This is a genomic window from Roseivirga sp. UBA838 (assembly GCF_002296035.1).
Lineage (GTDB): Bacteria > Bacteroidota > Bacteroidia > Cytophagales > Cyclobacteriaceae > Roseivirga > Roseivirga thermotolerans.
The window spans coordinates 28,046-43,976 of the sequence record NZ_DBHC01000029.1 but is presented as its reverse complement, the minus strand read 5'-3'; the positions used below and the strand labels follow the sequence as shown (position 1 = coordinate 43,976).

At 46.3% G+C, this 15,931-nt stretch carries 11 protein-coding genes; 10 read left to right on the top strand and 1 reads right to left on the bottom strand.

Translation table 11 applies throughout. The features are described from left to right. The first annotated feature begins 57 nt into the window (after positions 1 to 57). From B3O12_RS09785 to B3O12_RS09740, 10 genes are all read left to right on the top strand, one after another. The gene (locus B3O12_RS09785; protein ID WP_286756166.1) at positions 58 to 1,989 is read left to right on the top strand and encodes a RecQ family ATP-dependent DNA helicase; all 1,932 of its coding nucleotides are present in this window, start codon (positions 58 to 60) and stop codon (positions 1,987 to 1,989) included. Positions 1,990 to 2,018: 29 nt separating this feature from the next. Further along, a complete protein-coding gene (locus B3O12_RS09780; RefSeq protein ID WP_286756165.1) occupies positions 2,019 to 2,477 on the top strand; it encodes a hypothetical protein in 459 nt (152 codons plus the stop codon). Between the two features lie 40 nt (positions 2,478 to 2,517). Then, positions 2,518 to 3,015, top strand: a complete 498-nt coding sequence (locus B3O12_RS09775) for a hypothetical protein (RefSeq protein ID WP_286756163.1) — start codon at positions 2,518 to 2,520, stop codon at positions 3,013 to 3,015. A 90-nt stretch (positions 3,016 to 3,105) separates the two neighbouring features. Continuing rightward, positions 3,106 to 3,690 (top strand): hypothetical protein, encoded by a 585-nt coding sequence (locus B3O12_RS09770; protein ID WP_189630164.1) that lies wholly within the window; start codon positions 3,106 to 3,108, stop codon positions 3,688 to 3,690. A gap of 10 nt (positions 3,691 to 3,700) precedes the next feature. Beyond that, positions 3,701 to 4,066, top strand: coding sequence for a carboxypeptidase-like regulatory domain-containing protein (locus tag B3O12_RS09765; RefSeq protein ID WP_189630165.1), 366 nt, complete (start codon positions 3,701 to 3,703; stop codon positions 4,064 to 4,066). Further along, on the top strand, positions 4,044 to 4,622 hold the full coding sequence (locus tag B3O12_RS09760; RefSeq protein WP_286756162.1) for an NUDIX hydrolase: 579 nt from the start codon (positions 4,044 to 4,046) through the stop codon (positions 4,620 to 4,622). The genes B3O12_RS09765 and B3O12_RS09760 overlap by 23 nt, the downstream gene beginning before the upstream one ends. A gap of 34 nt (positions 4,623 to 4,656) precedes the next feature. Beyond that, positions 4,657 to 7,503: a FlgD immunoglobulin-like domain containing protein gene (locus tag B3O12_RS09755; protein ID WP_286756161.1), complete on the top strand. Its 2,847-nt coding sequence runs from the start codon at positions 4,657 to 4,659 to the stop codon at positions 7,501 to 7,503. 51 nt (positions 7,504 to 7,554) lie between these two features. Further along, positions 7,555 to 8,265 carry a tetratricopeptide repeat protein gene (locus B3O12_RS09750; protein WP_286756160.1) on the top strand — a complete coding sequence of 237 codons (711 nt, stop codon included), beginning with the start codon at positions 7,555 to 7,557 and terminating at the stop codon, positions 8,263 to 8,265. After that, on the top strand, positions 8,265 to 9,224 hold the full coding sequence (locus B3O12_RS09745) for an L-threonylcarbamoyladenylate synthase (RefSeq protein WP_189630168.1): 960 nt from the start codon (positions 8,265 to 8,267) through the stop codon (positions 9,222 to 9,224). Before B3O12_RS09750 ends, B3O12_RS09745 begins: the two co-directional genes overlap by 1 nt. Before the next feature lie 6 nt (positions 9,225 to 9,230). Further along, positions 9,231 to 10,418: a phosphoglycerate kinase gene (locus B3O12_RS09740; protein ID WP_286756159.1), complete on the top strand. Its 1,188-nt coding sequence runs from the start codon at positions 9,231 to 9,233 to the stop codon at positions 10,416 to 10,418. Positions 10,419 to 10,621: 203 nt separating this feature from the next. Here the strand turns inward: B3O12_RS09740 and B3O12_RS09735 are convergent, their stop codons facing one another. Then, complete coding sequence (locus tag B3O12_RS09735) at positions 10,622 to 15,868, bottom strand: gliding motility-associated C-terminal domain-containing protein (protein ID WP_286756158.1); 5,247 nt, start codon at positions 15,866 to 15,868, stop codon at positions 10,622 to 10,624. Between the last annotated feature and the right edge of the window lie 63 nt (positions 15,869 to 15,931).

Genomic DNA, 15,931 nt, shown 5'->3' with positions numbered 1-15,931 from the left:
CGAACCTTAGAAGAAGTTATAACCTGATTTCCATTTTCTGATCGCTATATTCAAGCAATGATCCAGCCAGTAGACATCCTGAAAAAGTATTGGGGCTATTCTGCCTTCAGGCCTTTGCAGGAAGATATTGTAAAAGCTGTGTTGGAACAGAAAGATGTGCTGGCCCTGCTACCCACCGGTGGAGGCAAAAGCATTTGCTTTCAGGTGCCGGCTATGGCCATGGATGGGCTTTGCCTGGTCATTTCTCCCCTCATTGCCCTAATGAAAGACCAGGTAAATCAATTGCAGAAAAGAGGCATTGCAGCCGAAGCCCTGCACGCAGGGCAGAGTAAGCGTGAAATTGATTATTTGCTGGACAATGCGGCCAACTCCGACCTCAAATTTCTCTACTGTTCGCCCGAGCGGCTTAAGACCGAACTGTTCATTGAGCGTATAAAAAAAGTAGTTGCAAAGCGTGGAGTATGCTTGATTGCGGTAGATGAAGCCCACTGTATTTCGCAATGGGGTTACGATTTTCGACCGGCTTATTTGGAAATTGCGGCTCTTCGCGACCTGTTACCACAGCCCCCCATCATTGCACTTACAGCCACGGCCACCCCATTGGTAAGGGAAGATATTGAAGCGAGACTTAAGTTGCGTAACCCTCAGCACTTTGTAAAGAGTTTTTCCAGGCCTAATTTATCTTACTCTGTTCGGTTCGAAGAACATAAGGAACGCAAGCTACTGGAAGTATTGCAAAGAGTGTCGGGAAGTGCAGTGGTTTATGTGAGCACACGAAAACATGCTCGCGAAGTGGCACAATGGCTTAGTCAACATCATATTTCGGCCGATTATTACCATGCAGGACTTACTTTTCAGGAACGCAGCGCCAAGCAGGAAGATTGGGTGCATAATCGCACACGGGTAATTGTTTCCACCAATGCCTTTGGTATGGGCATAGACAAGCCCGATGTTCGGGTGGTTGTACATATGGATCTGCCCGATAATCTGGAAGCCTACTATCAGGAGGCAGGAAGAGCGGGCAGAGATGAGAAAAAGGCTTTTGCCCTTATCATCTGCAATCAGGCCGATATTGAGCACTTGCGCAGAAAAACCGAGCAGGCTCTTCCTGAACTGGATACCCTAAAAGAAGTGTACCAAATGTTGGGTAATTTCTTTCAATTGGCAGTGGGTAGCTGGCCCGATGAAAGCTTCGATTTTGATTTTGACCTATTTTCTAAACGCTTTCAACGCCATCCTTTGGAGGTATATCATGCCCTTAAGGTTCTTGGCGAGCATGGTGTAATCCATTTGTCAGAGTCTTTTTTCAGTCCAGGTAAAGTGCGTTTCGCCATCGATCAGCGAAAAATGTATGAGTTTCAGATTGCCAATGCCCAGTTCGATGCCCTTATTAAGGCATTGCTAAGGCTACATGGTGGAGAGTTGTATCAGAACTTTGTTACCTTGCAAGAAAACAATCTTTCGGCCCTCTTGGGACAGTCTGTGGCCGACATTAGAAAAAGCCTTAGTCATTTGCAGCAGCGCGGTGTGGTTGAATATTCCGAACAAAAAGAACGACCGCAGCTTACCTTTTTAATGCCCCGTCAGCCAACGGATAAGTTGCCCATAGACCAAAAGGCACTGAAGGCTAAGCGTAAACTAAAAATGGGTAAAATGGAGTCGGTTGTGGCCTATGTTCACAACCGGGAAGAGTGCCGCACCCGGCAACTACTGGTTTACTTTGGTGAAACGGACTACGGCCGTTGTGAGGTGTGCGACAATTGTATTGACAGGCACAAGCATGAACAAGACCACAAAGAAAAGGCGACCTACCGAAAAGCTATTGACGAATTACTGGCTGCTTCAACAGGTTATAGTGAGGAGCAACTGATTAAAAAAATAAAACCACGCAACAAAGAGCTGCTGCTAGAGTTACTGGCTGAACTTATAGACCATGGTGACTTGCACTATGATTCGTACGGCTACATAAAACCCTCCAGAAGCCATTGAATTTGACTCTTATTGAACATTCAATTCCGATGAATACACACACAACAACTCCCTTTTTTGAGAAAATAAACTTTGTAGAACGGTACAGGGCCTTATGCCATAAGTTCAATAACTACGATACCAGTATGGATAGCTATGAAATAGCTGCCTACAAAGAAGTATTAGATGAGTTTGGCTTGTCTTATGAGCACAATAAGAAGGAAAAATTTTTAAGCACTACCTATAGTTTAGCCTCCGGTCACGAATTTACCCTGACCTTCGGGCTTTGGAGAGGAAAGGTAGAGACTATTTTAGTCATTAGGCATGAAGGGCAGTATATGGAACCTTCGGGCCGGTTGGATTTTATCCCGGAAGAAATGGGTTATGAATTTGACCGCAAGAAGTACAATCTTCCCAAATTCTCTTCAGTAGAAGATTTAAGGGAGATACTGTATACCCTGATGGGTATAATTAAAGATTTGGAACAGGCTATTGTGCAAGGTGTTTAGAAAACGAGCCGATCGAATTGTTCATCAACTAATCGAAGATATGAGTTACAATACATGCGGGTTTATAACCAACCAGAAGCTTTCAGACAAGCTTGAGGAGCTGAGTGAGGCCCTCTCTGTAGACATACAAAGCAGCGAAGAATCTACTCTGGAGGAGGCTCTTGAAGACAAAGACGAATATGCGGATATAGATGTTTATGAAGAAGGCGAAGCCTCGCTGGTGTTCTGCTCCAACGCACTTTTGGAAGAAGACTCCAAACTTGGGCAATTAACCTCCGGTGGCAAGCAACTGACGGAGTTTATGCTAAGTGAAACCTCAATGGTTTTTGCCTTTCGTTTTTATGAGCAAGGCGAGAAAGTTGCAGAAGACTTTTATGTGTTTGAGCCCGGGTTTACTTGCTATGGGGCCAACAAACTGCAGTTGACAGAAGCTAGCGATATTTTAGAGGAGGGGCTTTCGGCCATACTACAACCTCTAATGGGTAAGCCTTTTGAGGATTTAGATCTATCCGCCTCTGTGCTCAGGCTAAAGCTTTAGGCTTGTGGGTGGCTTTGAGCTTCCGCAGATTTTGCAATTTAGAAAACCGCACGACCCTTTTGGCAGTTGTAGATTCATTACCTTTGAGTTATGGGTTTTTTCGAAGATGTAGTGGGCAAAATTTTTGGTAAGCAGCCACCCAAAGCAGCTTTTGTACATGAGATGCTTCGCAGAAGCACTAAGGAGCTGGCCTCTTACCAGAGCTGGTTAGGAGGAGAAGGTCAAAAGCAGTTGGTTCACGATATTCAGCATGCCTATTACATGAAAAAGCAAGGCATACTTTCTTCTATCGATGTGCACATTCTGGACACTCAATACTCCAATGGTTTTGCGGTAAGTTTCAATCCCTCCATTGGTCACGAAAACTTTAGAAATCTTTTCGATTTCTTTAAAGAAAAAGTTTTGGACAGCGGTTATAAATTATCTCAGGGCGACCGCAGGGTGCTGGACAAAGAAACCCATGAAGAAACCATAGAAAAATGGTATTTAAAGCCAGTTACTGAAGAATTGGGGCAGCCAATTATTAATCAGCGTTATGGCAACGTGCTCATAGAAAAGGTTGATGTGAACCGAAAGCCGAGTTTTATTAAATTCATGGCCAACATTTATCAAGATCGGCAGTATACAAAAGCCGAACCTTTTCAAGATTTGTTCGATAAAGTCTTTGAATCATAATTAAACCCAAATGAAGAAATTTTTATTCGTATTGCTGTTCGGCCTGGTGGGCTTTGGACTGGAGCAAAAAGCAGAAGCACAAATTTTTACGACCAAACTTAAAATCACAGTGGTAGATGAGTTGGGCAATGTGGTACCCGATGCTAAGGTAACCCTCTATGCCAACGCCAATGATTACAAAGCCGAGAAAAACCCTGTTCAGGAGTTTCAGCTTACCAATAAGAAAGGCATAGTTACCTTTAAGGGCCTCAACCAAAAACAATATTATGTGAAGGTAGAAAAGGGCGATAAGACCAATGCCGGTGGTGGCGAAATTATCTCCGATTTGGAACCTAAAAAACTAAACAAGGCCAATGTGGTTATCTCAGAGCTCTGACAGAGAGCTGCTAAAGAAAAAAATGCTGGGCTATTCGCCAGAAAACCCAGCGGAAAAAGCATTCAGAGAACGAATGCTTTTTTTGCTTGAAAGCTACCCTAACTGTTTTGAAAGAAGCCTGGAGCATGCCCATTTCACCGCTTCGGCCTGGGTGGTAAACGAGGAGCGAACCCACTGCTTGCTTACCCACCATGCCAAACTAAACCGGTGGCTCCAATTGGGAGGGCATGCCGATGGCGAAGCAGCTCTGTGGAAGGTGGCTCTCAAAGAAGTGAGTGAAGAATCAGGTTTAAAAAACCTTCAATTGATTGATGAAGAAATTTTCGATATTGATATTCATTTAATCCCTGAGTATAAGGGTATTCCGGCTCACGATCATTATGATGTTAGGTTCCTTGTTTTGGCATCTATGAATGAACCGCTTCAATTCAACCATGAAGCAAAAGACATGGCCTGGCTACCGCTGGAAAAAGTGAAGCAGCAAGTAAAGCAAAACGATTCCATTGTAAGAATGCTGAACAAAACCGTTCAATTGAAAATTAATAAAGGAGATTAACGTTCCTCCTTATTCACAGCGTTATATTTAACCTATGATAAACTCCAAAAAGCAGGCTGTACTCCCTGTTCTGGTTCTGGTCTATGTGCTGGTGTGCAGTATTCTGGTTTTTACATACCAAGACGAAAAAAAATCACCGCCCGAAATAGAGACTCCCCGGTCTTCTTTTTATCAAAAAGAAAATGTTCAGTCGCGGCAGGAGTATGAACGAGAAATGCTGGTGAACCCGGCAACGGGTAAAGTACCTGCGAATATTCGTAAACAAGAATTGGAGTTTGCGCGTGAAGTAAACCTTCAAAATACCCTGAATAAAACACCTCGCTCGGCATCTTCAGGAAATGGCACCAAAAACCATCAGCTATTATGGCTCCCTGTTGGGCCGGAAAATATTGCGGGAAGAACCCGGGCCATAGCTCTAGATATTCGCAATGAGCAAATTATACTGGCCGGAGGAGTTTCCGGAGGAGTGTGGAAGTCGGAAAATCTTGGGCAGAATTGGTTCAAAACCACAGCCTCTGATCAGCTGCAGAGCGTAACCACCATAACGCAAGATATACGCACCGGTAAAGAAGACATTTGGTACTACGGAACCGGGGAGCTGGTGGGTAACTCCAGTCGGGCACCGGGAGCACCCTTTAGAGGCGATGGTATCTTTAAATCGACCAACGGAGGCGACAGCTGGGAGCCCTTGCCTTCAACACAGTCCAACTCGCCCGGTATATTTAACTCACCCTTTCAATACGTATGGGATATAACCACAAATCCCAACAACCTGGCCGAAGATGAAGTGTTGGCAGCCATCTATGGAGCCATTGTACGATCTACCGATGGTGGCCAAACCTGGACAACCGTGTTGGGGACAGATTTAATCAACAATCCACCTACCTTCGATTTAAACAACATTCCGGCAGAATTTTTTACCGATATACATCGCACCGAGAGTGGGGTGTTTTATGCCACCCTTAGTTCGGCCACCAATATGGCAGGCGGAGAAAGTCGCAACGGAGGTATCTATCGTTCGGAGGATGGTCAAAACTGGCAGCGTATACTCTCGCTGTTTCGTCCGGGCGAAGAGAGTTTTAGAAGAATTGAGATTGCCTCATCCAGATCAAACCCCGGGTTGCTCTACTTTTTAGCAGAAAGCAGCAAAGGCTATCGTTTGTGGAAATATGTGGAGGGAGAAGGCTTTACAGACTACTCGGCCAACGTGCCCATAGAAACGGAAGAGTTAGAAGCATTCGACTCACAAGGTTCGTATAATCTCACCGTGGCCATTCACCCCACAAACCCAAACGTGGTATTTATAGGAGGAACTAACCTTTACCGGTCTACCGATGGGTTCGCCACTGCCGATAATATTTCCTGGATTGGTGGTTATGATCCCGAGTCGGAAAACATAAGCACTTACCCCAACCATCACCCCGATCAGCATGCTATTCATTTCATCCATGCTTTTCCGGACGCTCTTATTTCTACTAACGATGGTGGAGTGTTTATAACCAGCGATTCAAGGGCAGAAAAAGTTACTTATATACCGTTAAACAACACCTTTGTGACCACCCAGTTTTATACGGCTTCCTATAGCCGGTATCCATTGGAAGAAGTGGTGCTTGGTGGTACACAAGACAATGGCTCTATATTAACGCTCGATAAGTTGGTGAACCAAGGCCCTAACGGCATCAGGATTTTGGGCGGAGACGGTGGCTTTACAGCCTCAACCCCTTATGGCTATTACTACTACCTGTCTTTCCAAAACTCACGAATTTTCAGGCTCACGCTAAATCGCAATGCGGAGATAACCTCCTTCGCAAGAGTAGATCCGGTTGGAGGCGGTACAGATCCCAGCCAATCGTACCTGTTTGTGAACCCCTATGTGCTCGACCCTAACAATGCCAACCGAATGTACCTGGCCGGTGGCGATTTTGTATGGTACAACCAAAATCTGTCGCAAATTCCGGCCGGAAGTCAAAGCCCGGCACGAGTTAACTGGAAAAGGCTCACAAGAACAGAGGTGCAGGCAGGAGTAATTAGCGCCATTCAGGTATCTACCAACCCTAAAGATATTGTGTACTATGGTACCGGAAACGGTCAGTTATTTAGAATAGACAATGCCCATTCCGACATTTATTCGGTAAAAGAAATTACGGGCCAGGAATTTCCGGTGGGTGGTTACATTCGCTGCATAGCCATAGACCCAACCGATGCCAACCACATATTGGTGGCTTTTTCTAACTATGGTGTAAAGAGCCTTTTCCGAAGTACCGATGGTGGAACCACATTTACTCACGTGTCTGGCAATCTGGAAGAGTTTGAAGACGGAACAGGCAATGGACCTTCTTTCCGCTGGGCCGCCATTGTGCCTAAAACTGACGGAACCAAGCTGTATTATGCAGCTACCAGCACCGGCCTGTACTCCACTACTTCGCTAGAAGGAAATGTGGTGTGGGAGCAAGAGTCTCCCGAAGGCATTGGCAATATGGTGGTGAACATGATAGATTTTAGGCAGAGCGATGGAAAAATGGTAGCCGCAACACATGGCAATGGCTTGTATACAGCCCAGGCAGATGGCGTGGTGCCCAACGAAAACCTGGTGGTTGAAGAAGATTTTGAAATTGCCAATGTATACCCCAATCCTTTTGCCGATGAGGTAACTATTGAGGTCAATGCGCCCCGCACCCGTTTGCTCATCATCCGGATCTACGACTCAAAGGGCAATGAGGTAAAAAGAGTCACCAGCAACCTGGCCTTTGTAGGTCAGAACGACTTCTTCTGGGACGGCACCAACTCATTGGGGCAGCCGGTAGGCAATGGAGTCTATTTAATTCGGGTTACATACGAACAAAAAAGCTACAGCCGTAAGGTAGTATTACAGAGAGAATAGATTTTTTCTACTGTAAGACTACTGCTATCTTTACCGCCTCAAAACAAAGCTATGAGGGGCAAACTAACCATTTTCGCAGTCGTTACACTTTTAATGTTCTCGTGCTCACCGTCAGAAGAAGAGTTGGTGCAGCAAGGCAGAGAGCTAATGGGGCAGGAAAACTACGCTGAAGCTTTAAAAAAGCTGAATAAAGCCCTCGAGAAGAACCCACAAAACTATGTGGCTCTCAATGCCAAAGGAGTGGCCCTCTTGCGTATTGGCCAACTCGATGAGTCCATTGAGGTGTTTACCCAAGCCATCAATACCGATACCACCCAGTATCAGGCATTTTTTAATAGGGGTAATGCGTTCAGGCTTTTAGGCCGAGACAATGAGGCTATGCTGGACTATGACTATGTAACGGAGATAAAGCCTGATGTGGTAGATGCTTACCTGAACAGAGGGGCTATTCTTTTTAAGTATAATGAGTTTGACAGAGCCTTGTTCGATTTTGAGTTTGCCTTGCGCATGGATCCTAACAATGCTTTGATCTATCTGAACAAAGGGAAAGCAGAACTGCGCATCAATAATTTTGAAGATGCCACCTACGACCTCAAAAAAGCTATTGAGATAAAACCGGACTATGGAGAGGCCTACTACTGGCTGGGGTTGGCCGAGTTGACCCGAGACAATAAATCTCAGGGCTGCGAATACCTGAACAGTGCAGCAAGCCTTGGTTTTGAAGGCGCCATGGAGGCTATTTCACAAAACTGTATGCAGTAGTGGCACAAATTGGTGTAGATATTGGCCGTGCAGAAGAAATTCTGAGGCAGGGAGGGCTGGTGGCGATTCCTACCGAAACCGTATATGGGCTTGCCGGTAATGCGCTGAAGGAAAGTAGTGTTAGCAAGATATTTAAGGCCAAGAACAGACCCTCATTCGACCCTCTGATTGTGCATACCAACTCTCTTCATAAGGTAGAGTCGTTTGTTCGATACATACCCGATCAGGCCATTCAACTGGCGAAGCAGTTTTGGCCGGGACCACTCACATTGCTTCTACAAAAAAAGAGCATTGTGCCCGACCTGGTAACCTCAGGGCTGGACTCGGTGGCCGTTCGAATTCCCAACCACGAACTAACACTCAGCCTGCTGGCTCAACTGGAGTTTCCTCTGGCCGCTCCAAGTGCCAACCCGTTTGGCTATGTGAGCCCCACCACCGCAGAACATGTGGAAGCCCAACTGGGACATACTGTGGATTACATTTTAGATGGAGGGGCTTGCCGGGTGGGTGTAGAGTCTACCATAGTGAGTTTTTTGGAAGAAAAACCTAAGGTGCTCCGTTTGGGAGGGCTTGCTGTAGAGCAAATAGAAGAGGTAATTGGCTCCGTACGTGTGAACAAACATTCCAGCTCCAGTCCGCAGGCTCCCGGTATGCTCAAGAGCCATTATGCACCCGGTAAATCGATTGTATGGATTGATGGCTTCAATTGGAAAGCGGCCAATGATTTTTCGCAAATTGGAGCCATAGTATTTCAACATCCTTTGGAAGAATTGCCTTTAGAGAATCAGTTTGTGTTATCTGCCAAAGGCGATTTGGAAGAGGCGGCAAGAAACCTGTTTACGGCTCTCAGGACTATGGACAAAAACAACCACATAGCACTTATACTTACGCAAAGAGTTCCTGATGTGGGGCTGGGTAGAGCCATTAATGATAGACTAAAAAGAGCAACTGCAAAATAACAACCTATGAAAACCATTAACGATTTCAATTTTTCGGGTCAGAGAGCCCTCATAAGAGTAGACTTTAATGTGCCGCTCAATGGAGATTATCAGATTACGGACGACACCCGAATAAAGGCTGCTATACCCACCATTCAGAAAGTTCTTGACGATGGCGGAGCAGTTGTATTGATGTCTCACCTTGGTCGCCCTAAAGATCAGCCCGAAGAAAAGTATTCCCTCAAACATCTCGTGGGTCATTTGTCAGAAGTGTTTTCTACGGAAGTAAAGTTTGCAGACGATTGTATTGGAGATAAAGCAAAGTCGCTTTCAGCAAACCTAAAGGCCGGAGAAATACTTTTGTTGGAAAACCTGAGGTTTCATAAAGGAGAGACAGCAGGCGATGAAGCCTTTGCTAAATCATTGGCAGAACATGGAGATATTTACATCAACGATGCCTTTGGCACGGCTCACAGAGCCCATGCATCTACCTCTATAATTGCTCGCTTCTTTAGCCAGAAAGCATGTGGTTTTGTAATGCAGGCCGAGCTAGACAATGCCCAGAAAGTACTCGATAATGCCGAAAAGCCCTATACGGCCATTATGGGTGGGGCTAAGATTTCCGATAAAATACTCATTATTGAAAGATTGCTCGAAAAGGTGGATAACCTGGTGATTGGTGGAGGTATGGCTTATACCTTCTTTAAAGCATTAGGTGGTTCTATCGGAAGTTCGTTGCTGGAAGAAGATAAGCTGGACCTTGCGCAAGAACTCATCAAAAAAGCCAAATCTTTAGGGGTAAATCTTATGCTTCCTATGGATTCTGTAATTGCGGATGCTTTCAGCAATGAAGCCAAAACGCAGGTATGTATAAACACTTCTATTCCGGAAGGTTGGATGGGTCTGGATATAGGGCCTGAAGCTGCTGAGGTATTTTCGCAAACCATTAAAGAGTCTAAAACCATTCTATGGAATGGGCCAATGGGTGTGTTTGAAATGGACAAATTCTCAGCCGGAACAAAATCTGTTGCCGAGGCTATCGTAGAAGCAACTAAGAAAGGAGCCTTCTCTCTGATTGGTGGGGGAGATTCTGCTGCTGCTGTCAATACCCTCGGCTATGGAGAAGAGGTATCATACGTTTCTACCGGAGGTGGAGCTTTACTAGAGTACATGGAAGGTAAAGAACTGCCGGGTGTAGCAGCTTTAGAAGATTAATCTTCTGACCCGACTTCTACCCATTCGATTTTTAAAGTGTAAAAATAGAAAGACTGTCTCACAAGCCTGTAATGTTTGATACGGGGGAGTGAGACAGTCTCTTTTTTAAGCCGCATGCATGATTGTAAGGATACATGCTCCCTATTCTTGCGGCTAGTGGTGTTTGTGGAGTACCTTATTACCTCAATAGTAAGCGTTCTATTTTAACGAACTACAGTTACTGCTCCTTTCTGTTCAAACTGACCTCTTTCCGGCTCAAAGCGCGAGGTAAACCGGATTACATAGGGATACGTACCAAGAGGAACCAATTCACCGTTAAAGGTGCCATCCCATTTAAAATCTACCGAGTTGCTTTGGTAAATAAGCTCACCCCAGCGGGTGTAAATGAAAATCTGGAAGTTATCGACAAAGTCATTCGGGAACACAGAGAAGGTATTGTTTGGCGCAGGGCTGCTTGGTGCAAAAGCATTGGGAGCAATAACCTCCGGATCGCAACTTTCAATAATGGTTACCGAATCGGTGCGAACACAACCAATGGCGGTAGTCATAGTTACGACATACTCTCCCGGGCCTTCCACCGCAAGTGTTCTTCCTCCCTGGGGGTAGGGCTGACCGTTGCGGGTCCATTCGTAAGTTTCAAAGCCTCTTCCGGCCAAAAGCACAGGATTGGATGTTCGGGTGGAGCAATAGTATTCCACCTCAGGAAGCAGGCCTTCAGGAATAGCTTGTCTTCTAACATTAATGCTTCTTTGAATAGAGCAGGTGCCATTAGATATGGTTACTGTGTAAGCCCCTTCATCGTCTACACTAATAGTAGATCCTGTTTGAGGTACAGGAGTATTTTCTCCTCTTACCCAAGTAAAACTAGTTGCATTGCCCGAGGTAACATCTACAGTAAGTGTTACGGGTGAACCATCGTCACAAGCAGGAGAAGAAGTAATAGTTGCTTCAAGCTCTTCTGGAATATCAATTGCTTCGCTGTAAGTACCAGGGCAAGTTAGGTCTCCGGCTTCTCTAACCGTTAATGTATAATTATCGGTGGTAGTTACGGTAATGGCTCTACTTGTTCCAATAACATCTCCACTACCGTTAGTCCATCTGTAGTTGTAAGAGGCATTAGACTGAGTATTATTAATGACGGCCTCAAGGCGAGCTTCACCTGTACAAACATCACCAACAGTGAAGCTTACATCTGGCTGAACAGTAAGTGTTACAGTTACGGTTTCGGAAGTAGGGCATGCTGTGCCAGGAGCATCGGCTGTCACGGTGTAATCACCAGACTCAGTAGCGGTTATTGTAGCGCCATTTACTGTTGTTCCACTTGGTGTGACCCAAGTGTAGTCAGTGCCGTTGTCTGAAGTAGCGGTTAGGCTGGTGCTAGGATTTACAGCACAAACCTCCGTGTCTCCGTTAATTTGTAAGTTCTGAACCGGTTGAGGTTCATTAATGACTATACCTGTTTGACTTTGCACGCAGTTTCCATTCGATGTAACCTCAAGATCATACGTTCCTCCACTTAAGCCGCTTACCTCAAAGTCGTATGTAGTGGCGGCAATTGCTGAATTTATGGTATCGGAAGTCGTATTTCCGTTATCGTTGTTGGTGAGTACATAGCTAATCGGGAAAACATCCGTGTCAAGCGTAACCCGAATAGAGCCGGTGGGATTGCTACAGTCCGCATCGGTAGCTGTTACATTGGAGATGGTAAAGTCAGGCGGATCATTTTGCACCTGTATGTTGTCCAGAGTTTGAACACAACCACTGCTGTTATCGGTAATAGTTACGGTATAAGTATCGGCTGCCAGGTTGCTTACCGGTTCAACAGCCGGACCCGCAATTGAGTTTTGTGCCACTTGCCCGGTAGAGTTGCCGGTAACGGTATATGAGTAACTTCCTGTTGTGGAAATGTTTAGCTCAAAGCTACCATTGCTGGCCCCGCAGGCAGGGTTTACAATATTGGTTGCAGTAGCTTGCGCCAAGGGGTTAATGGTTACCCGAGTAGTGTCGTTCACAAAACAGCCGGCATTGATGGGGTCTTCAATAGATACCACGTACAAGTATTCTCCCGGATTGCTGCTGTCAACCGTTGCTCTTCTCTGATTAGGCAGAGTTGTGGTAGAGTTGTCGGGGTTTCGTACGGTCCAGATGTAATTGTTGGCTGTAACCTCCGGGTCTAGTGTCAGGGCTCCATTCTGACAAATGGTGCTGGCTTCCGGCAGATTAATTTCGAAAGGAGGTCCAACAAACGTTTCGCCCGAACTATAACAACCCAGTGCATTACTGATGGTAACGGTATAGATTTCTTCTTGAGTAACTGTAAAGGTTCTGCTGGTCGATACTACTGTGCCTTGGCTATCGGTCCACTCAAATGTAAGTCCCGGATCGTCCGGATTTCCCTGCCCTAGAGCATCCAGGGTATAAGTGTCTCCTTCGCAAAGTGAAATGGCTTGCGGAATCATTGGAGGATCAGGTGTTGCAAAAACTTCTATTTGCTGTACCAGGGTAGTATCAAGGCCACAGCGGTTTACGATGTTGAGCGAAATGTTGAAAAGCCCTGTTTGATCTTCGGTAAACACGTAGGCTGTGTCTTGCCCTTGAGCACTGAACACCGTGTTGTTGTCGCTCTGCCTGGTAATGCTCCAATAGAACTCATCAATATCGGAGGTGCCCGTTCCGCTCATAGCAATGCGCTCTTCCACACAGGTTTCGTCTGGGGCACTCATGCCCGGCAGTTGTTGCGGGTTGGCATTGTTTTGCACAAAATTGGGCAGGCCAAGCCTTGAATGCCCAACTGTAAGCACTACAGCCTGAGGGGTGAATCCTGAGTTGGCTGTGGTGTCTTCATTGGCGTTGATGGAGGCTACAAAAGCGGAACCTCCCGGATTACCCGGAGTTTCTACAGCTACGTAGATGGCTCCGTTGGGACCGGTTTGTATTTGTCCATAATTCACATTCTGATTTTGGCCGCTGGTTATATCGGCTTTGGAGGCTAGCCTGGAAGCCTCAGTAGAGAAGGAGTCTACCCGGTACTCCAATATTCTTCCACCCGGGCTGCTTCCCGATCGGTTGTTCATGGTGGCAAACAGCTTAATTCCTCCTGTTGAAAAATGTACGTCATAAACCTCATCATTGGCACTGCCTCCTTCGTTGAGGTCTATTCGGTACTCAAACTCTACAATTTCACCGGTTTGAGGATCGAAATCGAAAAGCTCTACATAGTCCTCGGTACCTTCAATTAGAGCTACGGCCACACGCTGACCATCGCTGGAGAATTTCATACCGGTTTGTGCACTGGCGGCATCGTTGAACGAATGGACCGATCCGGCCGAAGACAGCACGGGGGCTCCAATACCATCGGCTGTTATCGGATACGACCTAAAGGTGTTGTTCCCGAACTCATGGGCCAGTAACCAAAAACCTCCACCAACTTCGTAGGCAGCCAGCCTTTCTGTATTATTGGTGTATAGGATAATATCTTTCAGCACAACGTCTCCCCGGCCATTATCGGCTTTCATATCTACCACAGAATATTTTAGCGCATAAATGTTAGAACCGTATACTTCCTGGGTGGTGAAGAGGTAGTACAGGGTTTCATCTTCGGGAAATGGCACAATAATTACTGCCTGAACAGCCACACTATCTCCTCCTATGTTGGTGCCATTGGGCATTACACCATTTTCTCTGTTCCAAACGGTTTTCCCATTGCTATAGAATAGTACATCGCCATTGGCATCGGAAATGGTAGAGGTACCGGCCGGTGCGTTCATGGCGTGGGGGTCGGTTATACTGCGAGGAGGAGGATCAAGCCCTTCTTCTTCATTAAAATCTATACCCGCACCATTGCCAAAATACCAGATGTTGGCTGTTTGGCCTTCATCGCCATATACGGTAACTCTGGCTGTGCCATACACCGGACATCCGCCTCCCGTTGGTGTAACCACCACCCAGTAATCTCCCGATTCGGTCACATCGATGGTCTGAGTAGTTTCTCCCGTGCTCCAGAGGTAATCGTATGAGCCGGTGCCACCGCCACCGCCTCCTCCGCCTCCGGAGCTCTGAGGTTGTGCATCCAGTGTCAAAGTTTCTCCAGGGCAAATTGTGGTATCGGGCAAAGACAACTGAAGGTCGTTTTGCTCCACCTGAGTATTGAGTATGCCGGAATAGGTCAGTCCGTTAACTTCCATAGAAACAGTAGCCAGCAAGGGGCCTGCCTGGTCTAGCGTAACCAATGGAGCTTGCATATTGGACTGTAAATTTATGGGTTGAAAGTCCCAGTTAATGCTGCCCGGTATTATAGTGCTAGGCTCGAATGATACATAAAACTGTATGGGAGTATTCATGCACAAGGTGCCGTCCTGAACGCCCACCTCAATAAACGGCTGCGTATTTTTAAGTGGGCTGAACTGACTGAAATAGTTGGATTGTGGGTTGACATCGCTGAAAAGGTTAGCTTCATACTGAATGCGCGCTACAACGCTATCGGGCTGATTAATTCGGTTGAGATGGGTGGTGGCACCACCAATGTCTTGCGTAATGTGGTAAATGGTGCTGTCGGGAGCCAGTTGAAGGCTTCTGCTCTGTAAAGAGCCATACGTTTGTACTGTCTCTATCGATGCATCGGGACGCGAATCGAACATGTTGAATCGATACAAGCCCCCTTCGGTGGCTCTGTTTCGGCTAAAGTAGAGGTAGTTACCTGATAGTGACCATCCGGCCGAACCTCCAAAGGTCTGACCGGCCGCGAAAGAATTGAGAATGGTTCTCACGGTGTTGAGCTGTGGTCCGGGGCCACCGGTTTCTTCGAACTGAATAACTTCTATGTTGGTATTGTTGGCCGGGATTATGGCTATTTGTCCGGTAGCCGCATGAAGGGCAAAATGCTGAGCCCGTATGGGTGATGTAAGGTTTAGGTTAGCAACCAGATCGAACGTTCCTCCGGGTTCAGGAATGCTATGCAATTCAATGATTCCCGTGGTGGCGTTCTGGCTTAGCAACCAGAATTCTTCTAAATCGCGTGAACCGATGACTATCATACCATCACCTCTGTCGGTAATGCCGGTAGGCATATTTTTTTGTGCCAGCACTACTCCGGCCGGAGGACCATCGGTGCGGTTACCGGCCAGACCGGTGTTGACAGCAGTCCATAAAATTTCTCCGGCTGCATTTCTGTGCAGAAGATATTGAATAAGTTCATTGCCCACTCCCGGGGCCGGGCTTGTACTCATTGCCTGTATGGCATTGGGGTCGGTAAGTATGCCCGTTCCATTTTGCATAACCTGGTTGGTGCCATCATAAATATTTATGCCATCGGAATAGAAGTATAAGTCGCCAGAAAGTGGAGAAGTGGCCGTTACCTTCTCTCCAATATTGTTTTGAGGAATTTTACCCGGATGAAGAATGGGAGGGGCTTCGGGCGATTTGCCAAAGATCAATGCCTGATTGTTCCCCATGAAATACCAATTGTGCTGGGTATAATTCTGCGCTGTTAATGTGAAAGTGGTTAACAGAAACAC

Bases quoted from the DNA above. Each gene is read 5' to 3' on its own strand.
- B3O12_RS09785 (WP_286756166.1), top strand. From the start codon at position 58: ATGATCCAGCCAGTAGACATCCTGAAAAAGTATTGGGGCTATTCTGCC.
- B3O12_RS09780 (WP_286756165.1), top strand. From the start codon at position 2,019: ATGAATACACACACAACAACTCCCTTTTTTGAGAAAATAAACTTTGTA.
- B3O12_RS09775 (WP_286756163.1), top strand. From the start codon at position 2,518: ATGAGTTACAATACATGCGGGTTTATAACCAACCAGAAGCTTTCAGAC.
- B3O12_RS09770 (WP_189630164.1), top strand. From the start codon at position 3,106: ATGGGTTTTTTCGAAGATGTAGTGGGCAAAATTTTTGGTAAGCAGCCA.
- B3O12_RS09765 (WP_189630165.1), top strand. From the start codon at position 3,701: ATGAAGAAATTTTTATTCGTATTGCTGTTCGGCCTGGTGGGCTTTGGA.
- B3O12_RS09760 (WP_286756162.1), top strand. From the start codon at position 4,044: ATGTGGTTATCTCAGAGCTCTGACAGAGAGCTGCTAAAGAAAAAAATG.
- B3O12_RS09755 (WP_286756161.1), top strand. From the start codon at position 4,657: ATGATAAACTCCAAAAAGCAGGCTGTACTCCCTGTTCTGGTTCTGGTC.
- B3O12_RS09750 (WP_286756160.1), top strand. From the start codon at position 7,555: ATGAGGGGCAAACTAACCATTTTCGCAGTCGTTACACTTTTAATGTTC.
- B3O12_RS09740 (WP_286756159.1), top strand. From the start codon at position 9,231: ATGAAAACCATTAACGATTTCAATTTTTCGGGTCAGAGAGCCCTCATA.
- B3O12_RS09735 (WP_286756158.1), bottom strand. From the start codon at position 15,868: ATGGGGAACAATCAGGCATTGATCTTTGGCAAATCGCCCGAAGCCCCT.